Annotated in this window: 1 protein-coding gene; it reads left to right on the forward strand. The window is 37.2% G+C overall.

From position 1 onward, the window contains the following. Positions 1–61: 61 nt before the first annotated feature. A partial coding sequence (locus PHO70_08195) for a hypothetical protein (GenBank protein MDD5432943.1) occupies positions 62–22,098 on the forward strand: 22,037 nt, incomplete at its 3' end.

Here is a 22,098-nt window from a genome sequence, read left to right on the forward strand (position 1 = left end):
CGTAATTATATTTCAAGGTATAGCCCAACAACAACGGCTTGAAGTTAGAAAAAGGGAAGGCATGAGATTGGAATCTGGGAAGTTATTGGCTTATTTAGATCTTGATGATCAGGGGCATCCTGTCGGTACAGAAAAACCAAGTTACTTTAATATCTCTAAGGAAGCAGCAAGACAGGGGCATATTTTTTATGAGAGTTCATCCAGAATAAAAAAGATGGGCATGGTTTATCCGAAGGAAAAAGAAGTAAGGCGTTCTCAAGTTTGGCTGTCTCTCGGAGGAGTGTTATACGATGGTTTAGAGGCTTATTTTACCTATTTGGACGGACTTAATTTAGGCAAGATTGTTGTTTTGATTGCGCGTGAAACCGAAAACTCCGTAGAATTTGACGTTAAAGTAAGAGTTGAGGATAATTTGGAAGATACTACGATTAAATTACCACATACATTTCCAGTTGATTCCAAAACTCGCCACCCGATTGTTCCCGGGATTGCTAAACGGCAGAGGCATTATAGTTTAAGTAGAGTATTAAATTTGGCATGTCAAATTCCTGTAGTTTTTCACGGTTCAGGAATACGAAAGAAACCCGCGCCAAGAACTCCTATAGTAAGAAAACCCAAGCCCATAAAAGATCCTGTAAAAGAAAGAATAGAAAAGCCAGCTGAACCTCAGAAACCCAGACTTACAAAAGAAAGGGTAGAAAAACCAAGGGAAGAGAGGGTTGAGCATGTTAAAACAGAGATAAAGGAACCTCAGAAGCCAACATTAGTAGTTGATCATGAGCGTAAAATAAGTATTTTTGCCAGACTCAGAGAAGATCAAGATCGAAATAAGAAAACAGTTTCTGTTGTAAATGATGGAGTTGACCCAGGAATAAGCCCAGTATTTCTGATGTCTTTAATAGGCGCAATCAAGCTTGCTCGGGCAGGAGGATTGTATTTAGGGCCAGATGGGGAATATCATCATCCCAAGTCAAAGCCTGAACGTGTATCTGCACCAAGAAAGAAATACTTATCGGACCGTTTCGCCTTTGCTGGGTTTTTGGCGTTTGTTCCGTTACAAGCCACTCATTCATCGGTAATTTTACTAATTATTATTGGGATTATTCTGGTAATTAGTTTAGGATTAAATATTCTGCCAACACACGGCATGAGATTTATTATTAATCCCGCAATCAGAGAAAAAGTCATACCCAAAGCACTTTCACTCACCACTCAAGCATTGTCTGATTATAAACAAAGAAATGATTATGATTCAGGCGAAAAAATGCGGGCTTTAGTTTTACTGCATATACTTATTGGGTTATGCATACCAGTAAGGTTAGCTGTTTTAAACAATCATTTTGTTATAAAGGTTGAAGATGCGCCTTGCATTATTGATCCTTCCGGGGTTATGGGCGATTCAGGGATTATGCAGTTTGAGGATGAGCCGAAGTTGGAAATTGTGCCGCATGATAGAAGTAGTTTGGTCGGAGATTTACCTTTCTCTAATAGGTTAGAAGATATATTGAAGTTTTGTTCCGAACGTCTCCAGCCAGCTTTTGCTAACCTTATAAAGACAAACTCCGGAGTTTTGATTGAAGAACAAAGTATAGAATTGGAAGCACAGGATCCTTTAATTCTTCTGGGTGGCAGGAGATTTGTCAGGCCTGATGATAGGGCATTAAGATCTTACGATAAAAGGTTTAATTTTATCCCTAAAGATAGCAAATTTATCGCAAGAAGATACTATGATGATAAAGGCAATGAAACAGCCTATATAATTACTTATCCAGATGTGGATGGAGTCGTGTGTTTACGTTATTCAATACGCACTGTCCCAAGCCCAAGTAGAGAAGTTGTAAAACAGGTATTAGCAGACTTAGAAGTGTTTAAATCGGATAAAAAATTAACGAGAGATAATTATTTTCATCCATACAGCTTTGAAGAGATAGCTTCTGTATGGGCAGGGGCAATTTTTCAACGTGAATTATTGCAATCATCGGGAGATATACAGACAGCTCTTATCAATACCCAAAAAATACTAAAGCAATACTGCGAAGCGACATTTACGTATTTGCGTAATATCCTGATGCAATTTAAATATGGGAATTCTGTCCGTCAAGCTGCAAATAAATTAGCAGAAGCAGAATCTCTCCATCAGCCGGCCAAAATAAAGGATCACTCTGCTAGGGGAGAACTTAACCATTTTCTAATTGATGAGTTGCTTCAGGGCTTAGCTGATAAAATAAGGCCTGCCACTAGCCAAGAAATCGATACGAATACAAAAGAGCAGCAAGCTGCCGAGAAAATATTAGATGAAAAATTGGATAAACCGGTTGAGTACTTTACAATAGAAGCCCCGGCATACGAATTCCCGCCGCAAGCCCATATACATGAGCATGATAAAAAGTATAGTATTTTTATTCTTAAAAGCCTGATAGGCCAAGGAAAGGCAGCGCATGAAACTGCTGCGGGTATTTTACGAAATGGTCCCGGGCAGGAAGTACATAAGGCAGCGCTTCACATTGAAAACATTGTGATGAACAAGGCAGTTTTAACCGGAGAGTTGCAATACGATATATTCGAATTAAAAGAAAAACCTGAGCTAATCCCGGGGCAGAAATTAAATTATATCTGGGCATTTACAGAGCCATATGGGGTAAATATTTTGCTGTCCGACAGAAGTAGGCTGGTTTATACCATAGGAAATATTGTGTTTAATCTTACAAGAAAAGGCGATCGGTTTACGTTAATAACAAAGAATGTTGATTTAGGTAATGAATCTACCATTGAAGCTTTGCCCTGGGAAGGATATGAATTCAGCTTTAACATTAATACCGAGAAAATGGAAGGTAAGTTTGGCGGGTTGGGAGAAATCTCTCTAAATTATATTGAGTGTGCGAAGGCAATAGTAATTTTAAGTACTCCGCGTTTACCGATTGTTGACCATTCTGCTTTTATCCCGCCAGCTGGCTGTGATCTACATGCTACTAAGCTGATTGCGAATGCTTTTAAGCTTGGGGAGGCTGCCAGGTCTAATTTAGTCAGACGAGCCTGCCGGATGATGACTCCATATAAATACGTAAAAGCTTTAGAAAAAACATCTGTTTTGCCTCTCTGGTTACAATCAGCACACAGGATATTCATTCCAAACAGGGGAGAAATGTATCTTTTAAACCTGGTGCACAATGGCAGATCAAAAGAAGAATTAATAATTCTTCTTATTGAGTATGTAAATAGCAGGATATACCGAATCTATATACATGTTGTAGATATTCTTTTTGCCGATATTAATCCTAAGAGAGGGAGGACTTTTGAACGAATACCTGCTTTACTTGAGCCGATCATTGGTTATGAGAAGGTGTTGGATTGGAAAAATAAATTCTTAAAAGGAGGCAGCCTGCAGCAAACTTCGCAAAGTAAAACGCTCCGTCCTTACGAATGGATCACAAATTTATTGCGCGCAAAAGGAGATTATACATACGAGGCGATGATCCGGGTTTTATCCGAGTTAGCGGCAAGGATGGTAGAAGGAATTGAAAGAGGAGATTATCTTTTTAGTTTTGATTTTGATAAGTGTTATAAATCAGAAGATAGAATTGAGCCGTATGTAAGTTATGGCACTAACCAAGAACAAATATATCCATGGGTATCTTCCAGTGATATTCTTATGCATCAATTATCCCGTGGATGGCTTCAATTAAATAGCAATTTTATTATTTTGAGAAATTTACAAAATTCAGCTCCTGTATGTGGCATTGCGTTAACTCCCTTGCATAATCGAAGAATAGTTATTTCAGCTTATAATCCTTCTTTGCTTGAGAATTACCCTGAGCCTAAAAAACGTTGTATCTTTTGCCATGAGAGTACCCATCATTTATTTGCCAGGAATTGGGAAGACTTATGTGTTGCCCAGAGATTAGGGATAATTTCCCGGTTTATGAAGCGGCATGGGGTTTTATTTGATTGCATTTATAACGGAGGAGGCTCATATTCAAATATGGTCTATAAGGAGGATGTGGGAGATTTGCGTGAATTGCGCCTTTTGCCGGCACAAAACCGGTATAGTTTACATTGCTCCGGACTGCTATTGGCAGGCGCAATACCTATGATGGCATTGGATCCTTCTTGGATTAGTATCATTATTCTTACCGTAGTTGGTTTTCTATACCTTAATAGTGTTTCTAATTTTGCTCAACCAATGAGAGGATTTTCTTCAGATGCCGCTCATAGTGCTATATCAATCGCCAGCCAATTCACTAAAGATGACTGGGAAAGAAGGCAAATCGTAAAGCTTATCGGAGAAATAAATGTTTTAATAAATAGGAGAAGCCGGCCCGGTGATTTTGGGATTAGTATCGTGTTTAGTTGTATCGAAGGCCTTGTTACTTCAAAAATGCAACAGGCCCTATTTGAAGATATTGTTGCAACTTTTGGAATAGAAGGTTTGTTTGTTGTATATCAGTGTGCGAATTCAGATTTATATAGCTATGGCAATATCTATAAAGCTAATTCTAATGGTGAGGGTAAGATGTTTGTTAGTTTGGTAGAACTTGAAGGCGCACAAACAGCCACTAGAACATTATTATTTGATTTTCTATGTCCTGTCGCAACATTCAAACTTGTAAAAGACATTCTCATTCATGAAGAAGAAATGGAAAAAGAAAGGCCGATAATACAGGCACGAGAAGCTCAGCAACAGGCAAAAAAAGAATGGGCAGAAGCAGTGGTAAGTGATTCTGATGAGGAAATGAAGATAGTAAATGCTTTAACAGAGCTCGTGGGTGTTATTGAAAGAAGTGTTGCCGAAGGCAAAAGCGGTATTATGGGATTTTTAGAGCCTTATCAAGATGTTATCAGTTACATAAGGAAAAAAGAGCAGAATATAACATATCAAGAAGCAATGCACATATTTTCTGAGCTGCAACGAGGTAGGAAAATCTTTAAAAATCTCATTAGAGATGTTGAGGTATTTGCTAAAGGTAAGAATTGGGAGCCTATAAGGAGAAAGTACGTATTGTCATGGAGAAAAGAATTCCTTAGTGCCTATAATATTTTAAATAGTAATGCAGATAGTCTCAGGATTTTTTCTGAAAAGATAAAAACTCGCCTACCATCTGGCGAAAAAGAAAAGCTTATAAGGACAATTAAGGAATTAACTGTGTTTACAACGATACTTTCTGAAGAAAAAGAAAAAATACCCGTTGAAGTGCCACAGCAATACAGCAAAAAAGCAGGAGATTCTGTTTTACATTGCTCAGGTTTATTGCTGGCAGGGGCGATGCCTGTTTTGACGAATACGCCGCTGACAATTTTATTTGTTTTATTTTTCTTCGGATGTTATTTTGCGTTCTTCTCTAAACAAAAAAGCCTAACAACTATCACGGCTCTCAAAGAGAGTGGAGCTGATTTAAATAAGGTTTGGATTGGAGCAGGGGGAGTAGTTCCTGTTGTATTGACTCAAATTGAAAAAGTCTTCCAGGAAAAAGGAGCTTCAGGTAAAGCCGTAATGACAATTGAGGGAGAATCCGCAACAGGCAAAAACTGGTTAAGTGAGTTAATTAATCAGCGTGGTATGGGAGCATTTAAACCGGAGGAGATCGCTGTTATTGATACAGATATATTTCTGCCAGTGCCTGTACAGGTTGGAAGTGATCGAGGATGGATGACAAGCGATGGAAGTGTATATGTGTTGCAAGAAAGCAGTGATTTCTATCGTTATTTTGACTATCGTCGGTTCTTAGAAATGTATACTGAATATACTGCAAAGAATAAACTTGTTATTATTGCAGGAGTATACGTATCTTTTTTCCTTAAGCACGAAAACCTGCCTTTGCCAATCGTCAGATTGTTTATTAAGCCTGACCCAGAGCTTCAGAGAATAAGATGTATCCGGAGAAATGGGTACCCGTTTGATTTTATACATACCCAAGGTATTTATGAAGGGGAGAAATGTTTTCCAGTTATGCCGCCCTATGATTTAATTATTGAAAACAAGCCTTTGTTATTAAATGAGAATACGCCTTTAACGCATAAAGCCAGTATTTTTAAGTTCGTTTTACCCGACCTATATGGAAGAGTTGTGGATGAGTCTGCTTATGAGATAAAAAGCCGTTCTTGTTTTGAGGCATTGACTAATATAATCCTAGAGAAATGCAAGCTGGCAGGATTAAATAGTAAAGTTGAGTTGCTTTCTGAAGACGTTTCAGATGCAGAAGCAGTAGTTGCCGGAGCCTTTGCAATCCTCAGGTATCTTTTAAAAGGAGGAGAGAAAAGCATTATTCTAACTCTACGGGCTTATGAAAGAGGGATTGAAATAATCACAGAAACAGAGGATGAGGAGGTGTTGACTGGGCGTCAAGCTTTTGCTGATGATTCACCACTTCGTCCTGTAAGATCCCATGTTCCTGAAATAATTGTCGCATCTTCACGGAATTGGTATGGGAGGACATGTCGTGGAAGGTTTGAAGCAAGCTGGATTCCTCAAAAAGGCACAGTGTATGCTTTAGGAATTGCTCATCAGAACCTATATAAGTTTGAAGATTTCGGAATACGCGGAAGCGATAGGAACGATGACCCCGGATTAAGTTGTTCTAGCCTATTAGCAGCTGTAATTCCAATAGTAGCCAATGAGATGGACTTTGTTAAAGCGCTATCCACACCATGGATGTTAATTTTTGTTTTCGCTACAGCTGTATTCTTATGTTTTAGTATTAATTTTAACTTCGCCAAAACAGAAGAAAGGTCTGTTCAGAAATCAGAGCTCCCTAATATTATAGAGGAAAACGGTCATAGGATTGAAGTAGATATTAATGCAATAAAATCTATTGTTAGAAGTTTTAGATTCCAAATATGTTTACAGAACGCTGCGATGCTTATTTATTTGTTAAGATTATTGAGTCAAAAGGCAGAGCTTGGCGGGATGTTTCGCCAGGGAGAAGATTTTCCTTTTCAATATATTGCGTTGACAGATAAATGGGGCGAGATAGACATTTCTCCATATGATGAAGATTGTGATGGCTATGAGTGTACAGGGGTAGTCAACGGCGATGCCTACGAAAGAGCCATTTCTTCTTTAAGGGAAAACGGCTATCTTGCTAAGGCGGAAGAACTGTTAAGACAAGATAAGTTTAAAATTAAGAATATTCCTTCCTCCAAGACAGAAACTGTTTCCGAGCCAATCGGGAAAGTGTCCTCTGGAAAAGGCTTTATTCTGAGCTGCTCTGGTGTATTTTTTGTAGCAATACCGCTTTTGGCGATGCATGATTTTATGCCTGCTCTTGCGCCGCCGGTTCATTTGGTTGGTCTATTTGATTATGTTCTCATGGCCGGACTTTTGATTGTTTGTTTTATCGCCAGCGTACATATTTTTAAGATACTATACCATAGAGAAGCACTTACCGAAGAAGAAGCTAGGACTATTGATAGGCATTGGCGGAAATATAATAAGATTATAGTTGTTTTTCTCTCTATTATTTTCCTATCGAGTTATCAACTATTTCCTCATACATATAATTTTCTGGCTTTAACCGCGATAGTAGCGGCTTTTTGGTCTTATTTGGGATATTTTACCATTGTTTGTGAATATATTGCGTATGCAGAAGGAGTATTCAAAAAACTCGGAATAGAAGGCCCTCGAGGCGTATGGATATTAATAAAATTAGGATTGCTGGTATTGTTGGGAGAACGAACAAGAGCAGCGGAGGAATTACAAAATATCCTGATGAAGAAGAATAAAGATAAAAGAAACAATGGTAATTTACATTGTTTTGTTGTGCTTACTATAGCACCGCTTTTAGCGATGAAGGACTTTATGCCGGCACTCTCCCCGCCCTTGCTGATAATATTTATTCTTGCCGCAGTTATTTTGTACTTTATTAACTTTAACTTTGCCGAAACAATGGGGGGATTTTATCCGGGAATTCGAAAAAATATCTCCGGAGTTATTATGAATAATATGCCGGTTTCTTTAGGAATGGCTATAAGCGAAGGTGAGAAAGAAGGAAGAGTTTTTAATAGCCATGAGAAGGAATTAATATATGAACAGGTAAGTAAACTAGAAGAAATTAACCGGATATGCCGAGTCCTGGATGCAAAAAAGATTAATGGGTATGTTCTTTATGTCGTAAGCGGCATGGCTCCTGGAAGGGTGGCAATACGAAATCATAGCGATTTAGATTTGGCTTTGGCAGTTAAGGCAGATTCACATGAACAGTTTGATGCGATTATTAGTGAATTAGGTTTTATTTTATCTGCCGGTGGTTGGCCGATGCGGAGAATCTGCATAAATGATTACTTGAATCATGCAGGAGTCAAAGACAATATTGATATTTTTGCTTTTAATATTTCTACCAGTCCCGAGCATGCTATTGATGAAAGTGAATTATTACGGAAACTTCTTGAATTCAGTATGCCGATGGCGATTCTATCGGAGAAAAATTTTAATCCAGAAACAGATGCTTCGAAGATTGAGAAATACTTGTTAAAAAATAATAACCTTACGCCAGATGAGCTATTATCATTACTATCTAATGAATGGGTTAGGAACCTCTCAAAAGATTTTTATCATCTTTCAATTAATGGTATTCCGATAAGGAAAGCCAGAGTAGCTAGTAACTTGGAAGATATAGCTGCATTGGGGAAGCGTTTATCTGAAATGCTTCAACATGAGTGCCCGGATATCCAGATGTTACTAAGTAGAGATTTAGCATATTATTTTAATGAACAAAATATGCCAATAGATTATGCTAAAGGTGCAGTTAGCGAAGGCTCAACGCAATTATATGACTATGTTGCGCATAGAGAAATGGGAAATTTTGAAAAGATTATAAACCGTATTCTTCTAAGAAGGGCTGAGATTACCCCTGAATTAATATCTCAGGCCGGGAATTTTTATGCGCATTTAAGAAATCAATTTGGCGAGCGATATTTTGTTTGGGAAGTACTTAAGCAAATACACCATAATTCTGTAGCGAAGCTCAATACTCTTCCAGGAAGCCCAATATTTAGATTATTCTCTTTTAATCCGGAATTAATAAAACACGATTTTGGTTTATCTCGGGAAATGTTATTTATGGGATTATTAATAGATTATTTCTTATCTATTAATCAGGTTCCGGGAAATAGTAAAATTACTTGCCTGCATTGTCATGGCCTGTTGTTGTCAGTAATCCCTGTTTTAGCAATGAAGGATTTTGCCCCGGCACTCAACCCGCCGTGGCTGTTGATATTTATTCTTTACGCAGTTATTTTATACTTTAGTAACTTTAATTTTGCCGAAACAATGGTGGGTTCTTCCCAAGAATCAGTTCCTGGTAGCAATCCAAGGATACTGGATTTATTGATAAAAAGATCGAATGGGGAATTGACGCCAGCAGAGGTAACTGATTTAAGCAGATTGTTGCTAGCAGAACGGATTTTGCGAGATTCGTATAAATATGAATATTTTTTGATGGCAATCTTGAAAGAGCGCCCGCAGGAGGTAATTAATATTTTATCAAGAGGCCTTCTAAGTAAAAATTATAAGATAAAGAAGAAAGCAGAATCTCTAGTTGAGGAAATATTCCAGAAGTATCCTTTTGAAGTTATTATTTCTCTCGCAGGGATAAAGTCAAAAGACGCATATTATATCTGGGATTTTATCTTACATTTAGCCAAAATTGACAGGAGAAGTGTTAACAAAGGGCTTAATCAGGTTATACTTCAGTTTAAAGCAATAAGAAGGCCTATAGTAAAATTTGCAAATGCGCTTAGCATTGAAATAAACGATGATTGTTTAGTGTATTTTTTAAGTACCGAAGGCATGGTTATCCTTCCACGGGAAATGTTGTTTGTTGCAAAAGATGAAATTCCAGATCAGGAAAAAGTTGAAGCAGTAAAGATCGCAATGGAGAGCCGTGCTTCCGGTAATTTAAAGATTGATAAGCTGCTGCCTTTAAAGGTGAAGTGGCAGAATAGCAATAGATTCCAAATCGCTGGAGGGAGAGCTAAGTTTACCGCTGGTTGTGAATTGAATCTTGAGTTTTTTCCAGCGCAGATGGTAAATAAATTGCGTTTCATTCAAACTGAAACCAAAACTGTCCCTATGGAAGCAAAAAGAAATGATTTAGGTTGCTGGGGGGTAATGTTTGCCGCAATCCCGGTTTTGGGGAATATTGAACCGGGTAGTGTGATGGCACTCGCTCCGCCGTGGCTGTTGATATTTATTCTTGCCGCAGTTATTTTATACTTTAGTAACTTTAACTTCGCCCAAACACATGGGAATGTTCCGGATTATTCCAAATATAAGAAAGCACTTTTAGTTACTCGGGAAATCTTAGCTGATTACAAGGCGAAAAATGGCTATGACAGCGGCTCGTTTATGCATTCTTTAGTTTTATTGCAAATTCTTTTTATGGCAGGAATTAGAGCAAGAATAGTAACATTGGATGACTATTATGCAGTAAAGCTTCTCGAATCAGAGTACATTCTTGACCCTCTTCCGCAGGCCATTTTAGGCGAATCATATAATGGCGATGTTGTAGTTCTAGAATCCAAGGAGGAATTATTTAGGCAATATTATCGGGGATTTAGTGAATTGCCGTGGTCAACAAAAACTTTAGATTGTGTTTTACGCGCTAATTTGGAAAAAATTATGGCGTCATATGAAACTAGGATAAAAAGTGAATTTAAGAGTGTCTCATTTGTTCCTCAGGTAAAAGTAGCTAGGCCTTTGAGATTATTTAGGAAGCATAGAAGATTTAGTTTACCCGAAAAGGTAAAAAGATTTGAAACATTTGAGTTAATGCTTCCTGCGTTGGATTCATTTGTGTTGGTAAAGAGCAATAATTCTAGTGAATTTAATTTTCGCCCTAAAGACAATAGGTTTATTCTGAGAAAATATCGGGATAATGGAGGCAAGCCTGAAGCATATATAATTACTTATCCAGATAAATTCGGTAAGATGTGTCTTGCCTATGGGGTAAAACTTCATTCAGAGCTGTGGAAATGTTTCGATAGTATTTTAGCAGATATTGAGCTTAGCCACGGGCCATTTTTTACGTGCCGTATGATTAGATGGAATATTTTTAGCCTGAATAGTATTCACGCGTTGTGGGCAGGAGCAATTTTTCAGGAGGAATTGCAAAATAGCAATGGCGTGATTCTACCAGCATTTATTAGAACCAGGGAAAGATTAGTAATTTATGGAGAGTTAAACGATTGTCCTCTGGGGCATAAATTACAATTTCTTGGCTATCCAGTGCAATATCAAAGTAGTTATCTTAAGCTATATTATCATTATCTTGCGCTCGGCCTTGATATACACGAGCGCATGAATGAGCTTATGAGAGAAGGAGATCCTTTTTACGCTTTGGTAACTGTTCTAGAAGAAGCGTCTGCGCGTGACGAAAACTTTCCACTACTTAATCCTGCTAATGTTGTTAATTTAATGTATGGATTTGGGCATTCACAACCACAGTATTTTTTAATAGCGATTTATAAGATCTATATGTTTTGGAAAATAAATGGTGTTGATGTTAATAAAGAATATAGGGCGAGTGGGTTTTTGGGCCCGGAGTTTTATGATTTGCTAGATCGGATTAAAAAGATCGGTTTACCTAAAGGAATATTTTCCAAAGATATCGGATTTTATCTTAATCGGGTTTTGGATGCTTTAGGCAAATTACCTTCTAGAATGATAAGACGATTAACAAAGGCTTGCTTAGAAGATGTTAGCTTTGAAATATATAGAAAGAAAAACAAACCCGATAATAATAAATATCTTGCACAATTTGATCAAATCAGTAGCAGTAGTAGCAAAAAAACAATTAAAGTCGCACTAGAACTTTTAGCTAAGCCGGAACTAGAGATTGAAGAGAGGAATAGATTGAATGAAGTTCTTTCGCGTATCAGGCATGCTGTTACTATAGATAAAGAGAATAATCCTGTATTAGGCTGTTTTGGGGTGATGTTTGCCGCAATCCCGGTTTTGGCCAATCTTGAACCGGGCAGCGTGATGGCACTCGCCCCGCCGTATGTTTTTATACTCGTCCTCGCCTTAACCTGCTTCTTATATCTTAGTATTTTTAAATTTTCCCAATCAAGAGAACAATTCTATCCGATACAGCACGATTTTAGTAAGATTTTAAAATATGCAGAATCATTACATAAATATGCTGTTTCCGTAGAAGAATATCTCCTTATTGCTAAGAGCAAAAGTAAAAAACGGTATTGGCAGGAAAAAATTACGCAGGCCGATAACTGCAAAGATATGGACGCTGTTTTGGCATTATCAGTGTTAAAGGATTTTGATCATCGTCCTTTACACGGGAATCTTCTTCTTGACCGTTATAGTGGTAAAGGATTATTGATTTTTGGGATGAGAGCTACGGGAAAATCATTGGTTTCATCGTTGTTATTGGGTTTTAATAAAGATGGGCAGCAGAAAAGTGATAGCCATTGGTTGTTCGGAGCGGATGACGCGCCTCAAGGATTTTTTGTAGGTAATAGGCTTATCGCTGGCATTACCCCAGCACTCCCAGAATCTTTTAAACATTTACGCTTCAGGGGTTTTAATGGCGAATTAAAATGGCCTAGAGTTTATGCTTTAGAAAGATTTGTAGAAATTGGATCAGTAGTATTTTTAAGATTAGTTGATTCTAAGAATACCAGGAAACTTACTCGTAGTGAGTTGATAGACGAAATCCAGAAGTCGCACGAAGCAGGATATCTTTCAGAAGATTTCTGCAAGAGGCTATCTAATCTTGATATTTTAGAGATTCAAATCCTTCAAAAAACCTCGCAAAGAAACTATCCTGAAGTGGTAAATGTTATCGAAAATAATTGGCAGAAAACTGTAAAAGAAAATAAACCAGCTACGTGCTTCTGTTCTCCTTTGCTTATGCTGCCAATTTTTATTTATGTTTTAATATACCTGCAGATTAATTGCTTCTTTGTATTTGCATTGGCATTGATGGCGGTTATGTTTATATGTTCTAGTTTTGAATTTGCTGATACTAATGCGGTTAGGGAGGGTGAATTTGGTGCTGAAAAATCAAGATTTAATCACAGGGATAAGGAAAACATGATTAAATCTCTTGAAAAACGGGGAGTGGCTTTTAAAGGCAAACGAATATTTTCTGTTAAGGAAGATAAAGTAAATATAGCTTTGTTCAATTACCGATTCTCTCGGGAAGGTAATGCGGTTTTCTTTAAATACATAAACCAGATACTTCCTCGAATTGGTAATGATATCAGGTTTATTATTGTTGATGAAAATGATTTAAAATTTATGGCAATAAAAGGGGGAGGATCAAAAGCTTATATTAAAAGCGGGCTGGTTATAGAGAATTCAGAGTTATATTCTGCAGATTTTGATCTTATGTTAGATTTACACGCAATAATTGAACCATTTAGCGAACGCCTTTATTCCAAACTAGTGAGTTCCGGAGTAGTCGTAATACCATTACCAAACACTCTATCTTTAAATAATGATAAAACCATCCAGAATAGATTGCTTAAGAAATATGGATTGCCGGTAGTTGAGATTTTAGAGGCTTTGCCTTATGAATATGATAATTTAACCATAAAAGACAGAATTGCTGATCTTTTATGTATCTTAATAGAGAATGGCCATACGAAGATTTGCCTGGAGGCTGATAAAAATGCCGGGATGAAAAACATTGCTTTGGTAGAAAATATGCAAGGGCCGGGGGTTTCTTTTATTGCTGAATTCTTGGCGCGAGCAAGACGGCAGGTTTTAATCGAGCGTTATATTAAGCCAGTACCAGTTATTTTACAAGATCGATTTTATCCAGACCCTAGGTATATGGCATTAGATGGCAGGAGCCCTTCAGAATTAAAGGATTTGCAAAATGAAGTGCGGATGATAGTGGTTAATTCGGTTGATAAAGGTGTATCGGTTGATTCCCGGACAGTTAGGTTGAGTAGTTTCTTTATTGGTATTAAAAAGACGGTTGCGCATATGTTTTTAGAGGATTTCCTAAGGGGTATCTATGATAATAATGGCAGCAAATTTAATGATGATAAGCAGCAGTTAATTGCGCAAAAACTAGAGAAACTTGCGTTGAGAGCTGCGGGGGCTTTCTTAAAGGAAGGATATCAAACCGATACCTTGGCCGTTGATATAGTTATTAGCAGTGAAATGGATGATGAGGGTTTACCTAATTGTTACATAAGTAATATATCTACAGCATTCTTAGTGGATTATGAGATTGAATTAATTCTCAATGCTACTGGTAAGCACCAAGAAGGCGACCGTTTTAGCTATTTTGAGAAATGTTTTACCTATATAACTTATCTTGCTCGGCGTTTTAAAAATGAAGGTAATTATTGTGATGGAAAAATAAAACAAGAAGTTTCAACTCGTTATCAAGGGCAAGTTCCAGAAGGCCTTACGATTTTCTGGGTAAATGTACATAATAAATTCTTAAAACTTCTGGAGACCTTTAAACGACTAAACGGTGGGCGGTTTAATTTATCTTCCATTGTTGATGATCGCCAGCCGATATTTTGGTATATGAGCGGCTGGAGTAAAATACGGGGATTTTACGGTGAGCCACTTCTTAAGATTATTGAAGAATTTATTGGCGTAAAGATTGATGCAGCATTATTTGATGATTGTAGTCAGATGTTGGCATTTGATACAAAAAAATGCTGTAAGTTTATCGATCTATTGCATCAGGCAATTAGCGAAAAGAAGCAATACAAAGGGATAGTCTACGAAGATATTATTGAAAAATGCGGTTATAAGAAAGATGATCTTGTGGAGCTGTTGAGGGCAAAGACCTATATTATGTTGCGTTATAGTGCATTAAATGGCAAGGAAAACGACTTACAGGAGTTTTTGAATTATTTTAATTCCCTGCAAGACACAATAGAAGGTTTTATTATCCAAGATATTTTGATTATGATGGAAGAAATTAATGCTAATTATAGTTTGGCCTCTACAGAAGAGAAGTGTGATTTACTTGAAGAAGAGATATATGAGAGGTATCACATTGATTTTAACTTAATGGTTATCTTCTTAAGTACAAATGGGCCTCCGTTTAGTAACTTTAGATCTGTGAAGTGTGAAGATCTTATTTTGGAATTAATCCGTCGTTCAAGAAGAGTAGTTTTGCCACACTTTAATATTTTACAAGATAACAATGGGTTTCATCCTGTAAGTGATGCTATTCCGGTTTTCTCCCGGGCAGCTGATTGTGTTGAAAGAAAGACGTTTAATCAGCTTGAGTTTTATAATAATATCAGGTATCTTTTTCCTTCTGAGGCAACTTTTGTTTCGGACAATTTTTCGGAAATACGTATCGCGGAGGGTTTTCATGCGCTTGCAGCCGTCTATGATGGCAAGCTATTCTTGAATGCGGATTTACTTTCGGGATATCTTGGTGATATACCGGGGGGGACATATACTGTTAATATCGATACGGAAAATAGGGAGCTTCCGCCGTGGCTTAAACTTTTATTCGAACTTTGCAAGGCCAGCCAAGCAGCATTTAATTTTGAAGCAAGCTTTACTTTAAGCAAATATCATGATTTCGTTTGTGCTGTAAGGCAAGTTATGAATGAAATGCGGGTAATTTTACATGCCCCGAAAGAAGCTGTGAGCGATCTTGTAATGCGTTGCAATAAAGTTTATCCCGAATGTATTATGAAAACAATGGTTGATTTCTGCAATAGGATGGATAAAGACAAAAGTTTATTTGATAATGCTGTTGTATTTGTTAAGACACATTTTTGTCAATTCCAATATTATCAGAGTGATATTTATGCTGTGATTCTTTCAGCGATGCTGCATAATTCTGAATTAGATAGGACTTCAGATGAAGCATTAAATGAAATACAGAGGATAAATAGAATGCTTTTGGGAGTAGAAAACCACTTGAGGCAAATATATGCAAAAAAAGGGTATATACCTGAAGGGGTGGAATTTGAAGCGTTAGTAGCACCATTTAAGGACAGAATGGTTAGAGCCCTGTTTGAGTGCTATGGCAGGTATAAAGAAGGATTTGAAGAAGGAAAAGATAATCTGAATATGCCGGAGATACTATTTGGTATTTGTTTTAAATATCTTGGAGATATTCTTGAATCTAGTTCTGGATTTTCTTTTGGGGTGAAGGAATTTTTGCGTATAGTGTTGCATGATTTTTATAAGCGTTGGTTTGAAAAGGAGGCAGGGCCATTATTTTTATTTTTCAAAAACTTGGCGAATGAATTCAAATCAGATAACGATGTGTCAGAAAAAAGAATGTTTTTGTTCTTAGGGCGCGGAGCCGATGATATCTATGCGGCTATAGAGGCATTAAAAGATTTATTCGGTTGGAAAATCCCACATTATTCCGCTGTCGTTATTTCTCGTTCTATGCTTGATCGGTATATTGGCAGCAACCCTAACTGGCAGGGGTTTGATGATATGATTATAAAATACCTTTATGACCAAGGTGCTCTTAATTACCAGGAGATCGTATTTGTTGATACGGGCTTTACAGGATCTATCCCAAATAGGCTGGCGTTTATATTAAATGATGATAATGCTCGTGAACGTTTATGGAACCGCTATAAACTAGTTTTGCCTGTTGATGATTATAGTTTCAAGGCCCGGCTAATTTTATCTACGCAAAAAAGACAAACAGGGCCAAAAGGGTTTTTAACGAAGTCTGAACCAATCCAAGATAAAGATGATTATAAACAACAGATTGCCCTTGAAACAGGAAATAATGAAATTTATTGGAAGGGTATTGCTTTTATGATGGATGAGGGATTAGAGAAATGGTTCCTTAATAATATTGATTTGGCAGAAAATACTAACACAAGGAGAGTTGAATTAATTAAAACTCATACCCATCGGCATACTTTATATAAGATTGGTCAGCTGGCTTTTGAAGAAGCAATAAGAGAATATCGAGAAAAAACAAAAAGCGGTAAAGGCGAAAATGATGATTTAACCAAAACCGTAAGGAAGGATGCCGATAGAACAGATGCTACTTTACATTGTCTTGGATTATGGCTTACTGCAATTCCGATACTGGCAAACGAAACTGGTTTTGTAAATACGCATGCTCCTCCGTGGGCGACAATATTCGTTCTCGCTGCAATTATTTTCTCATGCTTTGGTATTTTCAAATTCTCCCAAATAGGAAATCAATTCCAACCAGTTACCAATAAACTAAAACGCGTAAAAGAACTTTTTGGTGAAAGAGTAGTCACGGATGAATTAGATTTAAATTACGATTTTCAACAAGCCTGTGAACAATTACGAAGAGAGCAGTTCTTAAAAGGGAATAATTGCGCTAAAGAAATTTTAGAGTGGGTTCCTCATCTAATGCACGTGGTTCCATCTTTCTTATGCAATGCTTACTGCAGCCATTGTTTATTTAGTTGTGATTATAAGCAAAAAGAAAGAATGAGCGCGGCTAATATAACCCGTATTTTTGATACAAGCGAAATTCTTATCTTTGATCCGATAGGCCATTTAGGTGGAGGAGAGATTACCTTAAGAAAAGATTTGGCAGAAATAATAGAAATTAATTCAGTATCCCATATTACAACAAATGCTTCTACCTGTATTTCAAAAGAAAAAACCGCTAAGTTTATAAATGAGTTAAGACAAGCTTTCTTAAGGAGGCTATCATCTCGACGGCCAAAATATGTCCATCCTAAACGCGCTGATTTCTTTAAATTTGATAAATATCAGCTTGCCTGGGTTGGCGGTGGGTTAAATAGAAATAGTATTATGGAGCAGTATCCTTCTGAGAAAAAATTAACATTCTTGGTTTCTTTGGATGATATCCATCTTTCACAACGTGCAGTCACGGTAGAGAAAATTGCCAATTTAATTGAGGCGATTGTAGATTGTGCCCCTGAATTTGAAATAAATTTTATCAGCCTAAAGGGGAGATGGAAAGATAATGCTTATCCACAGTTAAGAAGTGAATTTGCAAGAAGGGGTTTTGGGTTTAGTTTTAGCGAAGAGCAAGGAGATTTCTTGCTACAAAAAGATAATCTTCCACTTAGGATAATTTATCTTCAGGAGAATAATATTGGGAGGATTGGCAGGGCAATATTTTTACCCGATAATTATTTTGAAGAATTTGAATTAAATAATACAAAGCACCCCTTTGGTTTATCTTTTTTGAAAGATCCCTTTATAGATTTTCGTGGAGATATGAGTTTAGTTGATGTATTGCTTCCAGAGCACAGCCCGTTGGTTTTTGGGAATTTATTGAACGAAAGCTGGGGAAGTGCTTTAAGAAGGTTTGATAAGGATCCCCTGTTTAGAGGGCTTAATGATTCCTTTGATAGGGTTTTAGATTTTGCTGAGGAATATGAACCGGGGATAGCCCAAGAGATTATGCAAGGAAAGCCCGGAGAGATTTATTCTTTTATATATTGGTTATTTTCTAAGCCCGAAAGAAAATTATACATTACCTATCGGTTATTGAATGAATACTATAAAGAAGAAGTGCTGCAGGGAAGTAGCCCATTTCGGCGGATGACTAATGAGCAACTAAGAGATTTAGTGCGAGAGCAAGTTTCGCAATTACGCAAAGATTTTAATGAAAATCCGCATAATCCTACTCAATCTCAAGAAATAAAAACTGATAGTTCATTTGATTTACGATTTCTAATCGGTTTGTTTATCATTTCTGGAATTTTGATTATCATTAATCAACTATTTTTTAAGCATATTTCTGCCGATTTTGGCAGGGTGTTTGAACATATCTTTGCTCCGATAGGAATAATAAGCACAATCTTGCTTTTATTACCGGAGTCTATTCATAAGAAATTTAACGATAAGAAGTATCTGGCGATTATGCTTTTCGCAGGGATTTGGGTATTAGGTTCTTTATGGGCGGAAGTAATTTTGCCGCCGCTTTGTGGACAAGAGCATGTAGCGCCACAAACAGGTGTGGCTTACTACGGACATGATTCTTTGAATTTTTGGGATAATGAGATACCTACTTCCGGTAAATTTACCCATTGCCTGCAGTATTTAGTGGGTGTGGTTATTATTTCAATGTACTACTTTGTAGGCAGTAAAATTTTATCAACTATTAAATGCTTATTTAAGAATTGGCGAGGGAAAATTTATCTTTCCGGGCTTTCGTTCCTATTTTTCTGTCCGGGTTGTGATGCAGAAGAGGCGCTTATTAGTAATAGGTTTACTGTGGTAGCGGTGATAGGAGTCATAATTGTATTTATCATAAGGTATTATTTTTGCTCTAGAAAGCCTAAGGCGGGATTTAATAATGATATAGCTCCGGAAGAAAAATTCCAGTCTGAATTATCGGATTTGCAAAAGAATCTGCGAGAAAAAGAAGTAATAAGAAATATGGGGCCATTTTATGCGATTGCTAGGAATTTTGATATATATGGAGTGCTTCCTCTTTATATTAAGACGAGCAGGAATTCGGATAGCTGGTTGAAGTACGAGGTTGAGGTTGAGGAGGAAAGTGTACAAAGATTAATTGCCGCTTATCCGGGAGTTAGATTTAAAGTGAAATATGTTTCTAGTTTGGATTTAAGCCCAACAACAGAGATATACAAACTTTTTATTTTTGCGCGGACATTAAACAAAAATTATCCTTTTGATGCCCAATCAAATACAATCGTTAACAAGGATCACGTTGGTTCTGTTTGGAATGAGTATAAAAGTGAAATCTTAAGAGCTGTAAGTGGATTAATGCTTGTTGTTATAGCTTTGTTGTTTTTTGAGTTGTCTTTTTGGTGGATGTTTTTGTTAGGGCCCATAAGTGTTGTCTTGATATGTTGGTTTGGCAATATGGTTGAAGAAAATTTAAGGGAGAAATTAATCCCGTTTGATGAAGCAATTGGTAAGCTACGAGACGAAAAAGCCCAAACCGTTAAAAAACAGGTTTCTCAGAATAAATTAAAATGTTCCGGATTGCTCTTAGCCACAATGCCTGTATTTGCTAATGAAGCTAGTATTGTTTTTCCACAGGTATTAGTATTTGTTTTTATTGCAGGGTTATTTTTATATGCTTTTGGAATTTTTAAGTTTGCGCAAACAGGTCAATTTGGACTAGGGATTGAGCATGTAAAAGAACTATTCGGCCCAGATGTTGTAAAAGATGAACTTGATCTAAATTATGGATTCCAACAAAGAGTGGAAGAGTTCAGGCGCAAGGTTATTTTAAATACTCATACAACAATCTCTAGCCCTTTTGGAGAGTCTTGGAAACCAGATGTTAATTTGGTTGCGAGCCTTCGTTGTACCGCGCAATGCCCGCATTGCATGTTGAGTTGCAGCCCAAAACAAAAAATAAATCTACCCATTGAACAAATTGATAAGGTTTTCTGTGACGAGATGCCGAATTCCACTAATGCAAGGCGGCATATAATAGGAGGGGAGATTTTTTTAAGAACCGACCTTTATGAAATTATTCGGAGATTTAAAATAAATTCGCTTACTACAAATGCTTCAACTATGGTCACCCCTCAAGTAGCAGCGATCAGCGTCCTTGATTTGAGAAGTGCCTGGTCGTCAAATTGTATTGACAATGAATTTATGATTGGGATTTCCCTGGATGATTTTCATTTATCTCAACCGTCAATAAGTGTTGAAAAAATCGCAAATCTTATTCAAGCAGTGGTAAATCATTTTCCGGAAGCTGTATTGGGGATTATAGCTATTTCTGGAAAATGGAAAAATGCAGCATTGCCTCAGCTGAGAAATGAGTTAGCAAAGCGAAATCTCTTTTTGTTTTATAATGAAGAAGCTTCCCCTCCATTTGTATTAGAGAATGTGGATGGATTCGTCAGGTCAATATATCTGCAAGAAAATGATATCGCTCGAGTTGGCAGGGCAATATATTTGCCACAAGATGACTGTAGTAAATTTAACGCCGATGAATTTAGGGCAATGCAATTTCATAATTGTAGTGTTGGCTGGCTAGGGGACATGACAATATCTGATGTTTTTATAAACGGGCATTCGCCGTTAGTTTTCGGAAATGTTTTTACTGAAGGCTGGCCAATAATCATGTCACGTATTAAAAAAGATCCATTATTTAACTCGCTAATTCATCCGGCAATATTTGATTCTAATAATATTGGAACTACGGCTATACTTTCAGCAGCGGATGAATTTAATCCGGGGATAGTAGATAGAATAAACCAAGGCCATCCGGGATTTTTTCCCGCACATGTATATTGGCTTCTTTCAAACCCCGAACGTAAGTTATACACTTCATTTAGGCTTTGGAATTCTTTCAATAAAGCAGGTTATGTTGGTAGCAATGATTATCTCGACGGTAAAACCCCGGAACAAATAAGAGATTTTGCAATAGAAAGTGTCGCAAGGTTGCGCAATGGAGCTTCTGTTTCGCACTGCTATGGATTGCTCTTAACCGCAATTCCAGTTTTGGCTAATGAAACCGGTTTTGTTACAGCACTCGCCCCGCCGTGGCTTGTATTATTTATCTTCGCCGCATTATCCATTGCATGTCTTATTAGTACTTTCAGATTTGCCAAATCAAATAGAGGTTTTTCTCCGACTCCAATTACTCATGATAGGTCAGTTATTCCGCTTAACTTAGTTGCTGCAAGTTTCTTGGGCCGGATATATCAGTGGCCTTTAGGCAAACCATGGCAGCTTCTTATCGGCGGGATTATCGCGCCAATCTGGGAAAGCTGGCGTTTCTTTGTTTGGCCTTTAAAACAACAATATGACAGAGATTACCTTAACATTAATATCAAAAATGATGCCAACAATGTTTTTTTTGGGATAGCAGTTCAGTGGAGATTTGAATCTATAGAAAAGATAGAGGATAAATTAGCACGGCTTAAGAATGATTTTATTGATGCCCATGAAGAATGCCTATTTTTGGGAAATGAGCGAACCCCGAAGAGAAAAGAAGATTTTACTCCTGATGGCTGGAAAGATATTTTAAGAGAATTTGGCTCGAAGATAGATGGTTTAATGCGTCCACTTATTACGTTTGAACACGGGATAGTTGTATCTCGCATAGGTTCTCAGGTTCTAATTTTGATATCCCTTGTTGTGCTAGTGTTTGGATACAAATCTCAATTACTAATTTTAGCTTTTCTTCTTTCCACGTGTGCTGTTCTGATGCTTTTTTCTTATATATTTATACC

This window comes from Candidatus Omnitrophota bacterium (genome assembly GCA_028715415.1).
Classification (GTDB): Bacteria; Omnitrophota; Gorgyraeia; order Gygaellales; family Profunditerraquicolaceae; genus JAQURX01.